The sequence below is a fragment of the Kitasatospora sp. NPDC049285 genome (genome assembly GCF_040678815.1).
GTDB lineage: Bacteria > Actinomycetota > Actinomycetes > Streptomycetales > Streptomycetaceae > Kitasatospora.
The window spans coordinates 76,185-94,646 of sequence record NZ_JBFAQR010000001.1 but is presented as its reverse complement, the minus strand read 5'-3'; the positions used below and the strand labels follow the sequence as shown (position 1 = coordinate 94,646).

At 75.1% G+C, this 18,462-nt stretch carries 18 protein-coding genes; 11 read left to right on the top strand and 7 right to left on the bottom strand.

The genetic code is table 11. The features are described from left to right. Window positions 1-18: 18 nt before the first annotated feature. From AB0K51_RS00445 to AB0K51_RS00430, 4 genes are all read right to left on the bottom strand, one after another. On the bottom strand, window positions 19-369 hold the full coding sequence (locus AB0K51_RS00445) for a hypothetical protein (RefSeq protein ID WP_363448831.1): 351 nt from the start codon (window positions 367-369) through the stop codon (window positions 19-21). Next, a complete protein-coding gene (locus AB0K51_RS00440; protein ID WP_363448829.1) occupies window positions 366-596 on the bottom strand; it encodes a helix-turn-helix domain-containing protein in 231 nt (76 codons plus the stop codon). Before AB0K51_RS00440 ends, AB0K51_RS00445 begins: the two co-directional genes overlap by 4 nt. A gap of 130 nt (window positions 597-726) precedes the next feature. Then, window positions 727-891 carry a hypothetical protein gene (locus AB0K51_RS00435; RefSeq protein ID WP_363448827.1) on the bottom strand — a complete coding sequence of 55 codons (165 nt, stop codon included), beginning with the start codon at window positions 889-891 and terminating at the stop codon, window positions 727-729. A gap of 447 nt (window positions 892-1,338) precedes the next feature. Further along, window positions 1,339-2,454, bottom strand: coding sequence for an ROK family protein (locus AB0K51_RS00430; RefSeq protein WP_363448825.1), 1,116 nt, complete (start codon window positions 2,452-2,454; stop codon window positions 1,339-1,341). A gap of 383 nt (window positions 2,455-2,837) precedes the next feature. Between AB0K51_RS00430 and AB0K51_RS00425 the strand changes: the two genes are divergently transcribed. Together AB0K51_RS00425 and AB0K51_RS00420 are read left to right on the top strand one after the other, a co-directional pair. Beyond that, window positions 2,838-3,944, top strand: coding sequence for a Gfo/Idh/MocA family oxidoreductase (locus tag AB0K51_RS00425; protein WP_363448823.1), 1,107 nt, complete (start codon window positions 2,838-2,840; stop codon window positions 3,942-3,944). Between the two features lie 34 nt (window positions 3,945-3,978). Continuing rightward, on the top strand, window positions 3,979-4,458 hold the full coding sequence (locus AB0K51_RS00420; RefSeq protein ID WP_363448821.1) for a heme-degrading domain-containing protein: 480 nt from the start codon (window positions 3,979-3,981) through the stop codon (window positions 4,456-4,458). Window positions 4,459-4,523: 65 nt separating this feature from the next. Here the strand turns inward: AB0K51_RS00420 and AB0K51_RS00415 are convergent, their stop codons facing one another. Next, complete coding sequence (locus AB0K51_RS00415) at window positions 4,524-5,069, bottom strand: TetR family transcriptional regulator C-terminal domain-containing protein (RefSeq protein WP_363449324.1); 546 nt, start codon at window positions 5,067-5,069, stop codon at window positions 4,524-4,526. A 247-nt stretch (window positions 5,070-5,316) separates the two neighbouring features. Here AB0K51_RS00415 and AB0K51_RS00410 point away from each other — a divergent pair, with 247 nt between their 5' ends. The 9 genes from AB0K51_RS00410 to AB0K51_RS00370 all read left to right on the top strand — a co-directional run bounded on the left by AB0K51_RS00410 (window position 5,317) and on the right by AB0K51_RS00370 (window position 15,965). Then, window positions 5,317-7,323 carry a glycoside hydrolase family 30 beta sandwich domain-containing protein gene (locus AB0K51_RS00410; protein ID WP_363448819.1) on the top strand — a complete coding sequence of 669 codons (2,007 nt, stop codon included), beginning with the start codon at window positions 5,317-5,319 and terminating at the stop codon, window positions 7,321-7,323. A 95-nt stretch (window positions 7,324-7,418) separates the two neighbouring features. Further along, the gene (locus AB0K51_RS00405) at window positions 7,419-7,679 is read left to right on the top strand and encodes a PASTA domain-containing protein (protein WP_363448817.1); all 261 of its coding nucleotides are present in this window, start codon (window positions 7,419-7,421) and stop codon (window positions 7,677-7,679) included. A 126-nt stretch (window positions 7,680-7,805) separates the two neighbouring features. Continuing rightward, on the top strand, window positions 7,806-8,903 hold the full coding sequence (locus tag AB0K51_RS00400) for an aminotransferase class I/II-fold pyridoxal phosphate-dependent enzyme (RefSeq protein ID WP_363448815.1): 1,098 nt from the start codon (window positions 7,806-7,808) through the stop codon (window positions 8,901-8,903). A 142-nt stretch (window positions 8,904-9,045) separates the two neighbouring features. Beyond that, the gene (gene egtA / locus AB0K51_RS00395) at window positions 9,046-10,311 is read left to right on the top strand and encodes an ergothioneine biosynthesis glutamate--cysteine ligase EgtA (protein ID WP_363448813.1); all 1,266 of its coding nucleotides are present in this window, start codon (window positions 9,046-9,048) and stop codon (window positions 10,309-10,311) included. Next, on the top strand, window positions 10,305-11,627 hold the full coding sequence (gene egtB / locus AB0K51_RS00390) for an ergothioneine biosynthesis protein EgtB (protein WP_363448811.1): 1,323 nt from the start codon (window positions 10,305-10,307) through the stop codon (window positions 11,625-11,627). Before egtA ends, egtB begins: the two co-directional genes overlap by 7 nt. Beyond that, entirely contained in the window at window positions 11,627-12,385 is a 759-nt protein-coding gene (gene egtC / locus AB0K51_RS00385) for an ergothioneine biosynthesis protein EgtC (protein ID WP_363448809.1), read from the top strand. Before egtB ends, egtC begins: the two co-directional genes overlap by 1 nt. After that, window positions 12,382-13,365, top strand: coding sequence for an L-histidine N(alpha)-methyltransferase (gene egtD, locus AB0K51_RS00380; protein ID WP_363448807.1), 984 nt, complete (start codon window positions 12,382-12,384; stop codon window positions 13,363-13,365). The genes egtC and egtD overlap by 4 nt, the downstream gene beginning before the upstream one ends. 278 nt (window positions 13,366-13,643) lie before the next feature. Continuing rightward, window positions 13,644-14,720: a nitric oxide synthase oxygenase gene (locus tag AB0K51_RS00375; RefSeq protein WP_363449322.1), complete on the top strand. Its 1,077-nt coding sequence runs from the start codon at window positions 13,644-13,646 to the stop codon at window positions 14,718-14,720. Window positions 14,721-14,774: 54 nt separating this feature from the next. After that, the gene (locus tag AB0K51_RS00370; protein WP_363448805.1) at window positions 14,775-15,965 is read left to right on the top strand and encodes a phosphotransferase; all 1,191 of its coding nucleotides are present in this window, start codon (window positions 14,775-14,777) and stop codon (window positions 15,963-15,965) included. 268 nt (window positions 15,966-16,233) lie between these two features. Here the strand turns inward: AB0K51_RS00370 and ptsP are convergent, their stop codons facing one another. Then, on the bottom strand, window positions 16,234-17,886 hold the full coding sequence (gene ptsP, locus AB0K51_RS00365) for a phosphoenolpyruvate--protein phosphotransferase (RefSeq protein ID WP_363448803.1): 1,653 nt from the start codon (window positions 17,884-17,886) through the stop codon (window positions 16,234-16,236). After that, window positions 17,883-18,155, bottom strand: a complete 273-nt coding sequence (locus AB0K51_RS00360; RefSeq protein ID WP_363448801.1) for an HPr family phosphocarrier protein — start codon at window positions 18,153-18,155, stop codon at window positions 17,883-17,885. The genes ptsP and AB0K51_RS00360 overlap by 4 nt, the downstream gene beginning before the upstream one ends. Between the last annotated feature and the right edge of the window lie 307 nt (window positions 18,156-18,462).

The following is an 18,462-nucleotide window of genomic DNA, read 5'->3' as shown; positions in this document are numbered from 1 at the left end:
CGCTGGGGCAGCCCGCCGTCAGCTCCGGGTGCCCCGGTCGGCGCCGTAAGCACGGCTGACGGTGTCCACGATGCCTGCCTTCGCCTCCTGGAACCGAGCATCCTCCATGCCGGACTTGCGCAGGAATTCGATGCCCTGCATGGCCGCGAGCAGGCTCAGCGCGGCCTTTTCGATGTCCGTGTCCGACCGGATCTCACCTGCGACCCTGGCCCGCTGCAGTGCGGTCGTGAAGACGGCGATGATGCACTCATACGTACGCCGTGCCGTTTCGCTGACGTCATCGTCCTGCCGGGCCAGCGCGGCGGCCGAGCCGGAGAGGTAACAGCCGTCCTCGGTCAGTCCCAGGCGGGCGCTGTCACCGAAGGTCACTGCGCCATGAGCCATTCCCAGGCACTCGCGGCCGACTCCTGGTCCGCCTGCAGCCCGTTCATCTGCTGCTCGCAGTAGTCCCGCAGGCTCTTCACGAACAGACCGTGCTTACTGCCGAAAGCACCGTACAGACTCTGCGACGCCACCCCCGTCGCCTCGCAGAGGTCCGCCATGCTCGTGGCCGCGTACCCGGTGCGCCAGAACTGCTGCCGAGCGGCCTTCAGCACCGTGCTCTCGTCAAACTTTCGCGGTCGCGCCATGGGGAGAGACGGGCTGCACGTCAGACGTCCTGGTGTGCGGCAGGCATCAGGACGCTCGGGCAGGTCCGGAGCGGTAGTCGGCCGACAAGATCATCCGTCAGCGGGCGACTTCACGGTTCGTCAGCACGAGCAGGGCCCGCACCAGCGCGGTCGCCCAGCTCGGGTCGGTGCGGACCTTGCCGAGGACGCGCCAGTTCTTGAGCTGGGCGACGCCGTGCTCGACCGGGGCCTGCGCCGCGGCCAGTGCCTTGTCGGACTGCATCTGACTGCGGCTCAGGGATCGGGTCCGGGCCACGTCGTACCGGTGATCACCGCCGGGTCGGCGTGCGGAGGACCGTCGTCGAGGCCGATGAACCCCAGGTCGGCGATGGGCCCGCGGGTCGGCGGTGAGCTTGTCGTAGACCGGTCGTAGCGGGGGCCGGGTCGTGGGCGCAGCCGAACCCGGCATCCCGCCGGAGCCGGGACCTGCCCGATGAGATGCACCATGGTCATCGGGCGCCGACCGACACGAGCACCCAACTCGCCGTTCACACCCGACCCGTGACCTACGACTTCACGAGGCATATCGCCCACTGACGCCGCCCGCCGGCGCGAACCGAACGACCGTGGCCGAGGCGGGGATTCGGTGGACCGGACGGCGAGGGACCGGTGGTCGGCGGGTGACAGGCCCGCACGGCCGCGGGCCGTTCGGGGCCGCTCCGACGGATGGTCAGACGCGGCGGCCGAGGAGCGGGCCGAGGAGGAGTTCGGCGGCGCCGAGGGCGACGGCCAGGGAGCCGGTGGTGGCGGGAGTGACGGGGACGGGCTGCCAGTCGGGTTCGGGGATGCGGGCCCGTAGCTGGGCGGCCACGGCGGTGGTGTAGGTGGCGGGGGCGTCCAGGACGGCGCGGCCGCCGAGGACGATGTGGTCGATGTCGAGCAGCCGGACCAGGTTGGCGACGCCGACGCCGACCAGGCGGGCCACCGCCTCGTGGTCGCCGCGCCGGAGTTCGGCCAGGCAGAGGGCTTCCAGGCAGCCGCGGTTGCCGCAGTCGCAGAGCGGGCCGTCGAGTTGGACGGTCTGGTGGCCGAACTCGCCCGCGTTGGTGCGGGTTCCGCGGTAGAGCGCACCGTCGAGTACCAGCCCGGCGCCGAGGCCGCCCGCCAGGTGCACGTAGGCCAGTGAGCGGCCGAGGCCGGGGGCGCGGGTCTCGGCGAGGATCGCGGCATTGGTGTCCTTGTCCACCACCACCGGGAGCCCGTCGAGGCGTTCGGCGAGCCGCTCGCGCAGCGGGTACCGCTGCCACTCCGAGCGCGGCCGGACCCCTGGTCGGCCGAACCAGTGCAGCACGCCGCGGGCATGGTCGAGCGGCCCGCGGCAGCCGACTCCGGCACCGAGCAGCCGGGCGCCGCGCGGTGCCGCCGCAACGGCCCGTTCGATCTGCGCGACGACCAGCGGGAGGACCTCCGGCGGGGTGAGGTCCGGGTCGAGGGGCTGCGCGTGCCGGTAGTGGTGACGTCCGGTCAGGTCCACCAGCAGGACCGTGAGTTCGTCACGCTCCAGGTGGACGCCGACGGCGCAGGCCGCCTCCCCGCGCAGCCGCAGCAGCGTCCGGGGCTTCCCGCCGGTGGACGCGGCCTGCCCGGCCTCGGTGATCATGCCGTCGTCCAGCAGCCGCGCCGTGATCTTTCCGACGGCCTGCGGCGTGAGTCCGGTGGCCGCGGCCAACTCGACCCGGCTGCTGCCCTCGCCCGCCCCACGCAGCAACCCGAGAACGAGCGCGTCGTTGTGATCACGCAGGCCGGTCAGATTACTGCCGGCCCGACCCGGTTGCGGCGTCGTCATACCGCCATTCTGCCTGCTCACCCCCAACCGCCCTCGCACTCCGCCCTGGCCCCGGCCCCGGCCCCCGCACTCCTACCGCCCGGCCAACGGCGCCCACCGCCCCGCAGCCCCCGCACGCTCGCGCTCCCCCAATCCCGGCCAGCCGAACTCACCACCTCACGAGCCCCCGCCATCCCAACCCGTCCTCACCCACGGCCGTACAGCGCCAGCCGAGCGAGCCACCGCCCCGCAGCCCCCGCACGCTCGCGCTCCCCAATCCCGGCCAGCCGAACTCACCACCCCGCAGCCCCCGCCATCCCAACCCGTCCTCACGCACAGCCCCACCGCCCCGCAGCGCGCTCTCCCACTTGCACTTAGGAAACAGCGTTGTTTAACTGGTCGGCATGACCACCGCGAACGCTTCCACCGCCACCCCCGCCCCACTCCGGGTCGGCCTGGTCGGCTTCGGCCTGGCCGGTGCCGCCTTCCACGCGCCGCTGATCGCGACCACCCCGGGGCTGCGCCTGCACTCCGTCGTCACGGCCTCCGCCGACCGCCGGGAGCAGTTGCGCCGCGAGCACCCGCAGGCCCGCGCGCTCGACTCCGTCGACCAGCTGCTGGCCGAGGCCGCGGAACTGGACCTGGTGGTGGTGGCCTCCCCGAACCGCACCCACCTGCCGGTGGCCCGGGCGGCGCTGGAGGCGGGGCTCCCGGTCGTGGTGGACAAGCCGGTGGCGGCGACCGCCGCCGAGGCAGCCGCGCTGGCGGACTTCGCGGCCGAGCGCGGCCTCCTGCTGACGGTCTTCCAGAACCGCCGCTGGGACGCCGACTTCCGCACGGTCCGCGCGCTGCTCGCGGAGGACGCGCTCGGCGAGGTGCACCGGTTCGAGTCCCGCTTCGAGCGCTGGCGGCCCGAAGTCGGCGACGGCTGGCGGGAGTCCGCCGATCCGGCCGACGCGGGCGGCATCCTGTACGACCTGGGCAGCCACCTGGTCGACCAGGCGCTGACGCTGTTCGGCCCGGTGCGCGAGGTGTACGCCGAGGTGGACGCCCGCCGTCCGGGCGCGGCCGTCGACGACGACGCCTTCCTGGCGCTCACGCACGCCTCCGGCACCCGCTCGCACCTGTGGATGAGCGCGCTCGCCGGTCAACTCGGCCCGCGCCTGCGGGTGTTGGGCAGCCGGTCGGCGTACACCGTGCACGGCCTGGACCCGCAGGAGGCGGCGCTGCGCTCCGGCGGTCGACCCGGCCCGGGCTGGGGCGAGGTCCCGGAGTCCGCGCGCGGCCTGCTCGGCGCCGACGACGCCGCCGCCCCGCACCCCTCCCTGCCGGGCGACTACCCGGCGTTCTACGCGGCGGTGGCTCGCGCCCTGCACGACGGCGGTCCCGCCCCGGTCGACCCGTACGACGCGGTGGCCGCGCTGACGGTGCTGGAGGCCGCCCGCCGCTCCGCCACCGAACGCCGCACCGTCACCCTGCCCACCACCGCCCACCGAGCCCCCACCCACTGAGCCCCCGCACCCGCACCCGCACCCGGAGCACTCGATGAACCGCGAAGACGCCGAACTGCTGATCCCTCAGGTCGAGGAGCAGGAGCGCCGACTGCGCCTGTCGCACTTCGACCACGACGACGCCTGGCGGCTCGGCCTGCTGCTGGTGGAGCTGGCCCGCGCCGAGCGGGCGCCCGTGGTGGTCGACATCCGCCGCAACGGGCAGCAGCTCTTCCACTACGCCCTGCCGGGCAGTTCGGCCGACAACGACGCCTGGGTGGAACGCAAGTCCCGGACCGCGGACCGGTACGGCTGCTCCTCCCTGCTGGTCGGACTGCGCTTCGCCGCGAAGGGCCAGAGCTTCGAGCAGCACTCCCGGCTCGACCCGGACCGGTTCGCCGCCCACGGCGGAGCCTTCCCGCTCATCGTCGAGGGCGTCGGCCCGATCGGTACGGTCACCGTCTCCGGCCTGCCGCAGCTCGACGACCACCGCCTGGTGGTCGCCGCCCTCGAACGCCACCTCGCCGAAGCCTGAACCCGCGGCAGTCCGCTACCGACCTCGACCGACCGCAGGCAACGACGACCGGCCGTGACGACTCGTCAGCCCCGGTGTCCGAGCCCGGCCAGCACCGCGCCGAGCACCCGGTCGGTCGAGGCGGCCATGTCGACCTCGGCGGGGGCGAGCAGCCACTGGACCTGCAGGCCGTCCATCACCGCGATGATCGCGTTGGCGGCGTCCCGCAGGTCCGTGGCGGCCGGGAGTTCGCCGAGTTCGCAGGCTTCGGCGAGGGCGTCGGCGACCATGGCGCGCAGCCCGGCGTAGCGTGCGCGGAAGTACTCCTGGGCGGGGTGGTCGTCGGTGACGCTCTCCGCGGAGAGCACGGCGTAGAGGCGGACGATGCCCTCGCGTTCGGTGTTGCGCCGGGCGGTGTCGACCAGGTGGCGCAGGAAGGCGAGGCCGCGCGGGCGTTCGGGGCCGAGTTGTTCGATGTCGGTGGCGTCGCGCAGGTCGAGGACGCTGGTGAGCAGCTGCGCCTTGCTGCGGAAGTGGTGCAGGACGCCGGCCTGGGTGACGCCGGCGACGTCGGCGATCTCGGCCAGCGAGGCCTTGTTGTAGCCGCGGGCGGCGAACGCCTCCGTCGCGATCTGCAGGATGTCCTGCTGCCGCTGCTGGGCCTGGGCGCTCCGGGCGGGGCGGGGCTGGGCGGCGGCCTTGCGGTGCGCGGGGTGCGGTCGTTCCGTGGTCACCGTCCGATTCAAGCGCGCGAGCGGTGCGCGCGCAAGGACTTACTAAGTACTCAGTAAGTGTGCTTTCATCCTCCCGTTCCGGCCGCCGGCACCACCCGGAAGGCGGCCGGCCGAGGATCGCGTCCCCGCGAAAGGAGCACCTCCGTTGAGCCGCACCGCCCCAGCAGCTCCCGTCTCCGCCCCGCCCCCGCCTCCCTCCCGACCCGCCGCCCGCCGGCTGGCCCGCGGCCTGCTGGCCGCCGCCTTGGCCGCCGCGCTCGGCGGCGCGTTCGTCCCGGCCGCTGCCGCCGACGGGGCGAAGCGGCCGGTCACCGCCCGGGTGTGGATCACCACCCCGGACGGCACCAGCCGCCTCACCGAGTCCGCTCCGGCGACCTTCGGCGACGCCCCGACCGACTCCCCCGCCGTGGTGGTCGACCCGACCCTGACCTACCAGCGGATGCGCGGCTTCGGCGCCTCGATCACCGACTCCTCGGCGGCGGTGCTGTCCGGCCTCTCCCCCGCCGCCCGGGACGACGCGATGCGTTCGCTCTTCGACCCGCGGACCGGCGACGGCCTGTCCTTCCTGCGCCAGCCGATCGGCGGATCCGACTTCGTCGCCGACGCCCCGTACACCTACGACGACCTGACGGCCGGTCAGACCGACTACGAGCAGCGGCAGTTCTCGATCGCGCACGACCAGCGGCAGATCCTGCCGCTGCTGCGCCAGGCCAAGGCGCTCAACCCGGAGTTGCGGGTGATGGCCTCGCCGTGGAGCCCGCCGGCGTGGATGAAGGACAACGGCTCACTGGTCGGCGGCCGGCTGGTCGACGACCCGCGGATCTACCGCTCGTACGCCCTCTACCTGCTGAAGTTCGTCCAGGCGTACCGGGCTTCGGGCATCGCGGTGGACGCGATCACCGTCCAGAACGAGCCGCAGAACCGCCACCCGTCCGGCTACCCGGGCGCCGACATGCCGTCCTGGCAGCAGGACCGGGTGATCGAGAACCTCGGGCCGATGCTGCGCGCGGCCGGGCTGCCGACCAGGATCCTGGCGTACGACCACAACTGGTCGGAGCACCCCAACGACACGGTGGGCACCCCGGCGGACGAGCTCGCCGACGTCAACGCCTATCCGCAGAACGTGCTCGCCTCGCCGGCCGCCCGCTGGGTCGACGGCACGGCCTACCACTGCTACGCGGGCGACCCGAGCGCCATGTCGGCGCTGCACGACCAGCACCCTGACAAGGCGATCTACTTCACCGAGTGCTCGGGCGCGCAGTCCGCGGACCCGGCGAACACCTTCGCCGACACGCTCAAGTGGCACACCCGCAACCTGGTGATCGGCGCGACCCGCAACTGGGCGGAGACGGTGGTCAACTGGAACCTCGCGCTGGACCCGGCCGGCGACCCGCACGTCGGCGGCTGCGCGGGCTGCACCGGCGTGATCGCGGTCGGCACGGACGGCACCGTGACGAACAACGCCGAGTACTACACGCTCGGGCACCTGGCCCGCTTCGTGCGGCCCGGCGCGGTGCGCATCGCCTCCACCTCGCTCGGCACCACGGGGTGGAACGGGCAGGTGATGGACGTCGCCTTCCGCAACCCGGACGGCAGCACCGTCCTGGTCGCGCACAACGAGAACGACGCGCCGCGCACCTTCACCATCCGCGAGGGCGACCGGTCGTTCGCCTACACGCTGCCGGGCGGGGCACTCGCCACCTTCGTCTGGAACGGCCGGGTTCCGGGCACCGGCGAGCTGCGCCAGGTCGACCCACCGGGCTGGAGCGCCACCGCCTCCCCCGCCGGTCCGACCGACCCGTGCTGCACGGGCGACACCGCCGCCCACGCGGTGGACGCCGACGCCGCCACCCGCTGGACCACCGGCACCGGCCAGGCCCCGGGCCAGTACCTGCAGGTCGACTTCGGCAAGGCGCTGCCCGCCCGCCGCGTCGTCTTCGACGCGGGCGCGGCCACCGGCGACCACCCGCACGCCTACACGGTCGCCACGAGTACCGACGGCACGAGCTGGCGCACCGTCACCGCCGCCCAGGGCTCGGGCCAGCTGACCAGCGCCGACCTGACCGGCGCCCCCGTCCGCTACGTCCGCCTCACCCTCACCGGCGCCGCCCCCGGCTGGTGGACCGTCGCCGACGTCCGCGCCTACCGCTGACGTCCCGTCAGCACCCGTCGCCAGGGCCCCGGTGCGCACCCGCCGGGGCCCCGGCCCTCTTCCCTCCGCGGGCGATCGGGGGGAGGCTGGCGGCCATGAGCTGGATCGGACCCGCCACCGCCGACGAGGTGACCGTCCCCGATGTCGTCGGGTTGCTGGTCCCCCGCGCCCGTACGCTCGCCCGGCAGGCCGGTGTGGTGATCACCGCCCCCGACCCGGACGGGCCGCCGCTGAGCGCCCTCACCTGGCCCGGCACCTGGCGCGTCACCGCCCAGTCCCCCGCCGCGGGCACCCGCATGCGCCGCCGCGGCTCCCTCGCGGTCGAGTGCGAACGCCTCCCGGACGACGACGGCTGACCTCCCGCACGGCCCCACCCGGCACCGCGCGGCCCCACCCGAACCGCACGGCCGCGCATCCCTGCGCGTCCGGCGGGAATGCTCCGCAGGCTCGTAGCGTGAGCGCAGTGGCGGAGGGAGCCCGAGGTGTTCGAGCGTTTCAGCCGGGCGGCGACCGGGAGTGCGAAGTGGGCACGGGCCGGGGCGGGGCGGATCGCGATGGGGGTGGCGGACATGGATCTGCCCGGCCCCCCGGCGGTGGGGGCGGCGCTGCGGGCGCGGGCCGGGCACCTCGCGTTCGGGTACCCGGTGGCGGAGCAGGCCGACCGGGCGCTGGTGGCGCGCTGGTACCTGCGCCGGCACGGGGTGGAGATCGACCCGGACTGGGTGATGCTGCTGCCGTTCGCGCCGGGCACCGCCGTCCGCCTGCTGATCGAGGCGGCCCGCCCGCCGGCCGGCCCGGCGGTGTTCCTGACGCCGGAGTGGGGCGGCTTCGCCCGGGTCTGCCGCGCGGCCGGCGTGCCCGTCCGGGAGCTGCCACTGCCCAGGACGCCCGACGGCTACGACCTGCCGACGGCGCAGATCGCCGCCGAACGCCCCGGCGCGGTGCTGCTCAGCAGCCCGCACAACCCGACCGGCCGGGTGTGGTCGGCCGCGCAGATCACCGCGCTGGCGGACGCCGCCGCCCCCGGCCTGCTGATCTCCGACGAGGTGCACGGCGACCTGCTGCACCCGGACGCGGGCGTCCCGCATCCGGTCGCGGTGGCCGTCACCCGCGGCGCGCACCACGTGGTGACGCTGAACTCGGTCGGCAAGACCTTCAACCTCTCGGGCCTGCCGAGCTGCTTCGCGCTGGTCCCGGACCCGGCGCTGCGCGAGCGGCTGACGGCGGTGATGGCGGGCTTCGGCCTGTGGGAGGGCGGGCTGCTGGGCGCGGTCGCGCAGCGCGCGGCGCTCGCCGACGACGACGCCTGGCTGACCGCCCTCCTCGCCCACCTGGTGCGCGCCCGCGAGCTCGCCACCACCGCCCTCGGCGAGGCGGTGCTGGCCGTTCCGCAGGCCTCGTACCTACTCTGGCTGGACGGCGGGCGGCTCGGCACCCGCGAGCATCTCCTCACCCACCGTGATGTCGAACTGGCGGACGGATCCGACTTCGGCCCGGCCGGAATCGGGTGCCTGCGGCTGAATTTCGCCCTGCCGTTGGACCGCCTACGGACCGCACTCACCCGCTTGACGTGCGGATAAACGACTTGGGCGGCGCGGAGGTTTGCCTCGGGCCAGACTGAGCAGGAACAACCGGGCCGCAGTCGCAGACCGAGGGATGGTGAGTCCGGTGACATCTGTACGCCCGTACCGAACCGAAGAACCCGCTCGTTCAGCACCCACCGTGACGGAGTTGACCGAGTCGTCGGCAGAACTACATCTGGGAGCCATCTGTTTCAAGATCGGACCGCCCGCCCTGGTCGGGGTGGAGGCGGAGTGGTTCGTCCATGACGGGCGATGTCCCGCCGACCCCGTGGATCCGGCCCGGGTGGCCGCCGCGTTGGCGGCGCTGCCGTCGGGCGCCGACGGCCCGGCCTTCCCCGCGGGCTCCCGGCTGACGCACGAACCCGGCGGACAGGTCGAGCTGAGCTCCCCGCCCGCCGCCGACCCGGCGGCCTGCGCCGCGGGTCTGAGCACGGACCAGGCGGTGCTCCGGGCGGCCTTCGCCGCCGAGGGTCTGCGGCTGACCGGCAGCGGCACCGACCCGACGGCCCGCGAGCGCCGGATGCTGGCAACCCACCCGCGCTACCGCGCGATGGAACGTTTCTTCGCCCGCGGCGGCCCCTGGGGCCGGATCATGATGACCGGCACCGCCTCGGTGCAGGTCTGCGTGGACGCGGGCACCGAGGCGCAGTACGCCGAGCGCTGGCGGCTGACCCACCTGCTCGGTCCGGTGCTGGTCGCCGCGTTCGCCAACTCCCCGCTGCTGGACGGCCGTCCGACCGGTTACAAGTCGACCCGTCAGCTGGTCTGGTCGCGGATGGACCCCACCCGCACGCTCGCCCCGGCGCCCGCCGACGACCCGCGGGAGGCGTGGAGCCGGTACGTGCTGGACGCCTCGGTGCTGTGCGTGCGCCGCGAGGACGGGCTGCCCTGGGACGCGCCGGCCGGGCTGACCTTCCGGGAGTGGCTGCGCGGCGGCGGCGAGCGGCCCGCGACCATGGCCGACCTGGAGTACCACCGCACCACGCTGTTCCCGCCGGTGCGCCCGCGCGGGCACCTCGAGCTGCGGATGATCGACGCCCAGCCCGGTGAGGGCTGGCGGGTGCCGCTGGCACTGGTCACCGCGCTGATGGAGGACCCGCTCGCGGCCGCGGAGGCCCACGCCGCGCTGGAGCGCCTCGGCCACGCCGGGCTGCGCGCGCCACGCTCGGGCCTGTGGCGGCGGGCCGCCGCGCTGGGCATGGCCGACGCCGACCTGCGCCGCGCCGCCCTCACCTGCTTCGCCGCCGCGGAGCGTGCCCTGTCCCGCCGCGACGGCCGCCTGCGGCCCGCGCTCGTGGAGTTCGCCGAGCGCTACCCGGCCCGGGGCCGCTGCCCCGCCGACGACCAGCTGGACGCACTGCGGGCGGGCACCGGCCCCGCCCTCGAGGAGGACGTACCGTGCTGAACGCCGACCGGATCGACCCCGCGCTGCTGCGCGAGGCGATCGCCACCGAACTGCTCGCCGCCCGGGAGCGCACCGCGCAGCTCACCGGCGCCGTCGACGACGCCGACCTGATCGCCCAGCACTCCCCGCTGATGTCGCCGCTGGTCTGGGACCTGGCGCACATCGGCAACCAGGAGGAGCTGTGGCTGTTGCGCAACGTCGGCGGCCGCGACCCGATGCACCCGGAGATCGACCCGCTCTACGACGCCTTCGAGCACCCGCGCGCCGAGCGGCCCAGCCTGCCGCTGCTGCCGCCCGCCGAGGCCCGCGCCTACGCGCACGAGGTGCGCGGCCGGGTGCTGGACCTGCTGGCCGCCTCCCCGCTGGAGGGCGCGCCGCTGCTGGACGCCGGGTTCGCCTTCGGGATGATCGCCCAGCACGAGCAGCAGCACGACGAGACCATGCTGATCACCCACCAGCTGCGCCGCGGCCCGGCGGTGCTCGCCGCCCCGGCGCCGCCCGCCTCCACCGGCGTGCTGCCCGCCGAGGTCCTGATCCCGGCCGGCCCGTTCACCATGGGCACCGACACCGAGCCGTGGGCACTGGACAACGAACGCCCGGCCCACCAGGTCGACCTGGCCGCGTACTGGCTGGACACCACCCCGGTCTCCAACGCCGCCTACCAGGCGTTCATCGCGGACGGCGGCTACGACGAGCCGCGCTGGTGGACGCCGGCGGGCTGGGAGCACCGGATACAGGCGAACCTGACCGCACCGCTGTTCTGGTCCCGCGACGGCGGGCAGTGGCTGCGCCGCCGGTTCGGCCACCTGGAGCCGGTGCCGCCGAACGAGCCGGTGCTGCACGTCAGTTGGTACGAGGCGGACGCGTACGCCCGGTGGGCGGGGCGGCGGCTGCCGACAGAGGCGGAGTGGGAGAAGGCGGCCCGGCACGACCCGGTCTCCGGCCGCTCCCGGCGCTTCCCCTGGGGCGACGAGCCGCCCGGGGCCGAGCACGCCAACCTCGGCCAGCGCCACCTCCAGCCGGCCCCGGTCGGCGCCTACCCGCACGGCCAGTCGCCGTACGGCGTGCGGCAGTTGATCGGCGACGTGTGGGAGTGGACGGCCGGCGACTTCACCGGGTACCCGGGGTTCTCGGCCTGGCCGTACAAGGAGTACTCGGAGGTGTTCTTCGGCCCGGAGTACAAGGTGCTGCGCGGCGGTTCGTTCGCGGTGGCGCCGGTGGCCTGCCGGGGGACGTTCCGCAACTGGGACTACCCGATGCGGCGGCAGATCTTCTCCGGGTTCCGCACCGCCCGCGACGCCGAGGCGGACGCCTGATGTGCCGTCACTTCGCCTACCTGGGGCGACCGGTGGCGATCCGCTCGGTGCTGCTCGAGCCGCCGCACGGGCTGCTGCGGCAGTCCTGGGCGCCCCGGCTGCAGCGCTACGGCACCGTCAACGCGGACGGCTACGGCGTGGGCTGGTACGCGGAGGGCGACGAGCGCCCGGCCCGGTACCGGCGCGAGGGCCCGATCTGGGCGGACGGCGACCTGGCCGACCTGGCCCGGGTGGTGCGCTCGCACGCCGTGCTCGGCGCGGTCCGCTCGGCCACCGAGGGCTGCGCGGCCGGGGCGCAGGCGGCGGCGCCGTTCGCCTCCGGGCGCTGGCTGTTCAGCCACAACGGGGCGCTGCCGGGCTGGCCGGAGGCGTTCGCGCCGCTCGCCGAGCGGCTGTCGCCCGCCGAGTTGCTGGGCCTGGAGGCGCGCACCGACTCGGCGCTGCTGTGGGCGCTGGTGCTGAACCGGCTGCACGCGGGGGTCAAGCTCGGCGAGGCGCTCGCCGAGGTCTGCCTGGCCGCCGCCGAGTCGGGCACCGCGCGCCTCAACCTGCTGGCCACCGACGGCACCTCGATCGCCGCCACCGCGTGGGGCGACACCCTGTTCCAGCGCCGCGACGCGGACGGCTCGGTGCTGGTGGCCTCCGAACCCTTCGACGACGGGCCCGGGTGGTCCGAAGTCCCCGACCGCACCCTGCTGCTGGCCACGCCGGCCGGCAGCGCGCTGACCCCGCTGAGCCGAGAGGACGTCTCGCAGTGACCGGATACCAGCTCACCCGTCTGCTGCCCGCCGACCACCTGCACCACGCCCTACGGCACGACGTGCAGAACGGTCTGACCTCGAGTCCGAAGCGGCTCCCGCCGAAGTGGTTCTACGACGCCCGCGGCAGCGAGCTGTTCGAGGAGATCACCCGGCTGCCCGAGTACTACCCGACCCGCGCCGAGCGGGAGATCCTGGCCGACCGGGCGGCCGAGATCGCCGCCGCCACCGGGGCCCGCACCCTGGTCGAACTCGGCTCCGGGTCCTCGGAGAAGACCCGGCTGCTGCTGGACGCGCTGCGCACCGCCGGCACGTTGGAGACCTACGTGCCGGTGGACGTCAGCGAGAGCGCGCTGGAGTCCGCGGCCAAGGCGCTGATCGGCGAGTACCCGGGGCTCGACGTCCGGGCCGTGCTCTCCGACTTCACCGCCGGGCTGGGCCTGCCTTCGGAGTCCGAGCGCGGCGGTCCGCGGCTGGTGGCGTTCCTCGGCGGCACCCTCGGCAACCTGCTGCCCGCCGAGCGGGCCGCCTTCCTCGCCGGGCTGCGCGCCCAACTGCTGCCCGGCGACTCGCTGTTGCTCGGCACGGACCTGGTGAAGGACCCGGCCGTGCTGGTCGCCGCGTACGACGACGCGGCCGGGGTGACCGCGGCGTTCAACCGCAACCTGCTGGCGGTGCTCAACCGCGAGCTGGACGCGGACTTCGACCCGGAGCAGTTCGAGCACGTGGCGCTGTGGGACGCCGAGCAGGAGTGGATCGAGATGCGGCTGCGCTCGCGGCGGGCGAAGACCGTGAAGGTCCAGGCGCTCGGCCTGCCGGTGCACTTCGAGGCGGGCGAGGAGCTCTACACCGAGGTGTCGGCGAAGTTCCGCCGGGAGAAGGTGGAGCGCGAACTGGCCGCCGCCGGGATGCGCCTGACCCACTGGTGGACGGACGCCGCGGGCCGGTTCGGCCTCTCGCTCTCCCAGCCGGCCGTCTGACCCGCCGCCCCGACCGGGGTGTCCCGCAGGCCCGTACGGGCGTGCGGGACACCCTAGCGCCGAAGCGGACGGCGCGTCGGGCGAATCGTTCACTCTCTGCGTACGCGTCCCCACCTCAGGTACTCATGTGCCTCGGGAGGGATGTGCTCTTGATCTTCAGTCGTCTTCGTACCCGGGTCCCCGCGCAGGCCGGCGTCTGCCCCTACGGGCACCACCACGTGGCCGCCGTACCGCCGCACGCCCCGGCGCCGCCCGGGCCGCCGGCGGCGGAGCGGACGCTGATCGCGCAGGCCGCGCTGTTCGTCCGGCAGTTCCACGAGGAGCAGCCCGGGGCGGGTGATCCCTCGCCGCGGCTGCGCGAGGTGCTATCGGAGATCGAGCGGACCGGCACGTACCGGCACACCCCGGCGGAGCTGGCGTTCGGGGCGAAGGTGGCGTGGCGCAACGCGGCGCGCTGCATCGGGCGGCTGTACTGGCGCAGCCTGGTGGTGCGGGACCTGCGGCACGTCAGCGGACCGCAGGAGATGGCCCGGGAGTGCTTCGCGCACCTGCGGACGGCGGCCAACGGCGGGCGGATCCGTCCGGTGGTGACGGTGTTCGCCCCGGACCGGCCGGGGCTGCCGGCGCCGCGGATCGTCAACTCCCAGCTGGTGCGCTACGCGGGGTACCGGGGTCCGGACGGCGGCTGGACTGGCGATCCGGCGGGCGGTGAACTGGCGCGGCGGGCCCGTGAGTTGGAGTGGAAGAGCGGCGAGGGCCGGTTCGACGTGCTGCCGTTGATGATCCAGCGGCGGCCCGGTGAGGCGCCGCAGTGGTTCGAGGTGCCGGACGACGCGGTGCTCGAAGTGGAGCTGCGGCACCCGGAGTTCGGCTGGTTCGCGGAGCTCGGACTGCGCTGGTACGCGGTGCCGGCGATCAGCGACATGACGCTGGAGATCGGCGGCGTCCGGTACCCGGCGGCGCCGTTCAACGGCTGGTACATGGGTACCGAGATCGGTGCCCGCAACCTGGCCGACGCGGACCGCTACGACATGCTCGGCGAGGTCGGCCGCCGGCTGGGGCTGGACACCTCCTCGGCGCGCACGCTGTGGCGGGACCGGGCGCTGGTGGAGGTCAACCTGGCGGTGCTGCACTCCTTCCAGGAGGCCGGCGTGACGATGGCCGACCACCACACCGAGTCGGAGCGCTTCCTGCGGCACGTCGCCCAGGAGGCCCGGGCGGGCCGGCCCACCCCGACGGACTGGAGCTGGATCGTCCCGCCGGTCTCCGGCGGTCTGACCCCGGTCTACCACCGCTACTACGACCCGGTGGACCCGGACCAGCGGCCGGCCTTCCTGACCCGCGAGCCGTGGTGACGGGGCGTCGGTAAATCGCTGGCGGCCCGGCGGCCCGGCCCGGACAATGCCCGGGTGCAGACGAACAACGTGCGGACGGCCACCGTCCTGATCTCCTGGCAGGGCGAACTCCTCGGCCAGGTCGGGCCCTTCACCACCGAATCGCCGTACTGGGCGCAGGTCGGCGAGGTCGCCGGGCAGGCGTCCCGGCTGGCCGGCGCGCCGGTGGCGGTGCTGCGGATGCTGTCGGTCGACGGCGGCGAGGGCGGCCGGGCGGGGGCGGTGCGGTACCTGGCGGAGGCGCTGGAGCGGCCGACGCCGTCGCTCGCGCCGGTCGTCGGGGCGCCGGCCGGCGACCACCCGCTGCGGCTGCCGTGGGCGGCGGCGGACGGGCTGCGCGCCGAGTGGGCGTGGGCGGAGCGGGAGTTGGCCGCGCTCGGGCGGCCGGTGACCGGTCCGGTGGAGCAGGTCCGGTCGTGGAACCTGTCCGCGGTGTCCCGCATCCCGACCGCCGCGGGCCCGGTGTGGCTGAAGAGCACGCCGCCGTTCGCCGTCGCCGAGGCCGCGGCGATCGCCCTGGTCGCGGCGGTGGACCCGTCCGTGGTGCCGTCGGTGCTGGCGTCGGACGGGCGGCGGATGCTCATCGACCAGCTGCCCGGCACCGACTGCTGGGGCGTGCCGGACGACGCCATGATCGATGTGGTCGACCGGTGGGCATCCGCGCAGGCCGCGCTCGCCGCGGACGGCCCGGACGGGTGGGACGACCGCTCCCCCGCCGCGCTGGCCGCCCGCTTCCCCGCGCTGGTGGACCGGCTGGACGAGCTCACCGAGGAGGAGCGCGCCGCCGCCCGCGAGCTGGCCGGCCGCCTCCCCGCGCTGGCCGCCGAACTGGACGCCTGCGGGCTGCCGTTGACCCTGGTGCACGGCGACTTCCACCCCGGCAACTGGCGCTTCGACGGTGCCCGCACCACCGCGCTGGACTTCTCCGACGCCCTGTGGGGCCACCCCGCGCTGGACGGCCTGCGCCCGGCCGGCTTCCTCCCCGAGGCCCGCTGGCAGCAGCTCCGCGAGCGGTGGATCGCGGCCTGGTCCGCGCTCGTCCCCGGCTCCGACCCCGCCCGCGCCCTCGACCTGGCCGTCCCGTTCTTCCACGTCCACTGCGCCCTGCGCTACCAGGAGTTCCTGGACGGCATCGAGCCCAGCGAACACCCCTACCACGCGGGCGACCCGGCTGCCGAGGTCCGCCAGGCGCTGCGGAGTGCCTGACCTCGCGTCAGGCGGCCCCGTGCCCGGCGAAGGTCAGCGTCTCTCCCGGCGCCGGACAGCGGAGCGTCGGAACAGCACGCCGATCAGGGCGGCCGTGGCCAGCAGCACCAGCACCCCGGCGAACGCGAGCAACAGATCGAGCATCCCCGTCAACCCCCCGACTGGTTCCGGTCGTTCGTAGTCCGGAGACGACGGGCCCGCCCCGCCGGTTCCCGGTGTGCGGGAGCCGGGCGGGGCGCGGGAAGCGCGAGCGGCGCACTCGGGGGCGTTACTCGGCCAGGTGCCGGCGTACGGCCGCGCGGGCGGAGGCGGCGTCGGGGGCCGACAGGGCGAGTTCGGCGAGGACGCGGCACTGATCCATCGTCACGGCGGCCAGCGCGGCCCGGACCGCGGGCAGGCAGGACGGGGCGGCGGAGAGGCTGGTGACGCCCAGTCCGACCAGGACCAGGGCCAGTTCGGGGTCGGCGGCGGCCTCGCCGCAGACGCCGGCCGGGCGGCCCGCCTCGGCGGCCGCGCCGGCGGTGGCCGCGACCAGGTCGAGCAGCGCGGGCTGCCAGGGGTCGAGCAGGTCGGCGAGCGCGCCGAGGGTGCGGTCGGCGGCGAAGGTGTACTGGGCCAGGTCGTTGGTCCCGATGGAGAAGAAGTCGCAGACCTCGGCGAGCCGGTCGGCCCGCAGCGCGGCGGCCGGCACCTCGATCATCGCGCCGGCGCACGGCAGGCCGTGGGACCGGACCCGCTCGGCGAAGGCCGCGGCCTCAGCGGGCACCGACACCATCGGCGCCATCACCCACACGTCCGCGGTGGCGTCCGCCGCCGCGGCGGCGACGGCGGCCAGCTGGGTCTCCAGCAGCTGCGGGTCGCGGGTGGCGGTGCGCAGGCCGCGGATGCCGAGGGCGGGGTTCTCCTCGTCGGCGGCGGTGGCGAAGGGCAGCGGCTTGTCGGCGCCGGCGTCGAGGGTGCGGACCACCACGCGCCGGCCGGCGAACGCCTGGAACACCCGCCGGTACGCGGCGGTCTGCTCGTCCAGACCGGGCGCCTCGGTCCGGTCCAGGAAGAGGAACTCGGTGCGGAACAGGCCCACGCCCTCCGAGTCGGCGGCCGCCGCGCCGGCCAGCTCGTGCGGGGCGCCGAGGTTGACCAGCAGCGAGACGGCCACGCCGTCGGCGGTCCGGCCGGGGCCGTGGACCGCGGCCAGCCGCTCGCGGCGCCGCCGCTCCTGCTCGGCCGCCAGCCGGACCGTCTCCTCGGTCGGATCGGCCTCGACCACGCCGTCGGCGCCGTCCACCAGCACGAGGCGTCCCTCGGCAAGGGCGCCCGCCGCGGCGCAGCCGACCACCGCGGGCAGGCCGAGGGCCTTGGCGAGGATCGCGGTGTGGCTGGTCGGGCCGCCGCGGACGGTGATCAGGGCGAGCACCTGCGCGGGGTCGAGCAGGGCGGTGTCGGCGGGGGCGAGGTCGTCGGCGACCAGCACGTACGGGTGGCCCGGCTCGGGCAGGCCCGGCATGGGCAGGTCCAGGGCGCTGGCGACGGCGCGGTCGCGCAGGTCGTCCAGGTCGGCGACGCGCTCGGCGAAGTAGCCGCCGGCGGCGAGCAGTTCGGCGCGGAAGCCGTTGAAGGCCGTGGTGAGGGCGTGCGGCGCGTCGGTGCCGGCCGCGGCGAGGTCGGCGGCCCGGTCGGCGAGCACCGGGTCGGCGGCCATCATCGCCTGGGCGTCCAGCACGTCGGCGGCGGTGCCGTCGGTCCGGGCGGCGCGGGCCGTCAGGTCGGCGACCACGGCGGCCAGTGCGGCGCGGACGGCGGCGGTCTCGGCCGCCGGGTCGGTGACCGGCCGGGGGGCGGGCAGCGCGGGGACGGGGGACATCCGGGCGACCGGTCCGGCGGCGCTGCCGGTGCCGACGCCGATCCCGAGCAGGCGGGTCACGCCGCGTCCAGGTCGGTGGCGAGCAGGCCGGCCAGCTCGTCGAGGGCGCCCTGCGCCTGCTCGCCGTCCTCGGCGTGCAGTTCAAGGGTCTCGCCGTGGCCGGCGGCCAGCGCGAGCACGGAGAGCAGGCTGCGGGCGTCGACCGGGGTCTGGCCGGGCTTGCCGACCCGGACCTTGACCGGCTGGCGGGCGGCGGCCTGGACGAACAGGGACGCGGGACGCGCGTGCAGGCCGCTGCGGGAGCCGACGGTGACGAGGAGGTGAGGCATCGGTAGTCCTGGGAGTCTCTGGCCGGCCTGCTGGGGAGGCCGCTGCTGCGGGTGGGACGGCGACGGGCCGCGACCGAGGGGTGAGGCGCGGCCCGCCGCCATGCGCCCGGTTCCGCGAGTCGGGGGCGGGTCACGGAACCGGGCGAGTCTGATGTGGTTTCACGCCCGTTAGCGGGGCGTTTCGATTGGTTCTACGCCCGATTTGGCTCCGGTGTCAACAGATTCGGGCATCCGACCTGGTCAGCAACGGATCGGCGACGGACCCTTGCTTTCTGGCTCGAGAGGCGTATCGTCGGCGATTAACCAG

Excerpts from the sequence above, each read along its gene's own strand:
- AB0K51_RS00435 (WP_363448827.1), bottom strand. The coding sequence starts at position 891 with ATGCAGTCCGACAAGGCACTGGCCGCGGCGCAGGCCCCGGTCGAGCAC.
- AB0K51_RS00430 (WP_363448825.1), bottom strand. The coding sequence starts at position 2,454 with ATGACGACGCCGCAACCGGGTCGGGCCGGCAGTAATCTGACCGGCCTG.
- AB0K51_RS00425 (WP_363448823.1), top strand. The coding sequence starts at position 2,838 with ATGACCACCGCGAACGCTTCCACCGCCACCCCCGCCCCACTCCGGGTC.
- AB0K51_RS00420 (WP_363448821.1), top strand. The coding sequence starts at position 3,979 with ATGAACCGCGAAGACGCCGAACTGCTGATCCCTCAGGTCGAGGAGCAG.
- AB0K51_RS00405 (WP_363448817.1), top strand. The coding sequence starts at position 7,419 with ATGAGCTGGATCGGACCCGCCACCGCCGACGAGGTGACCGTCCCCGAT.
- egtC (WP_363448809.1), top strand. The coding sequence starts at position 11,627 with ATGTGCCGTCACTTCGCCTACCTGGGGCGACCGGTGGCGATCCGCTCG.
- AB0K51_RS00360 (WP_363448801.1), bottom strand. The coding sequence starts at position 18,155 with ATGCCTCACCTCCTCGTCACCGTCGGCTCCCGCAGCGGCCTGCACGCG.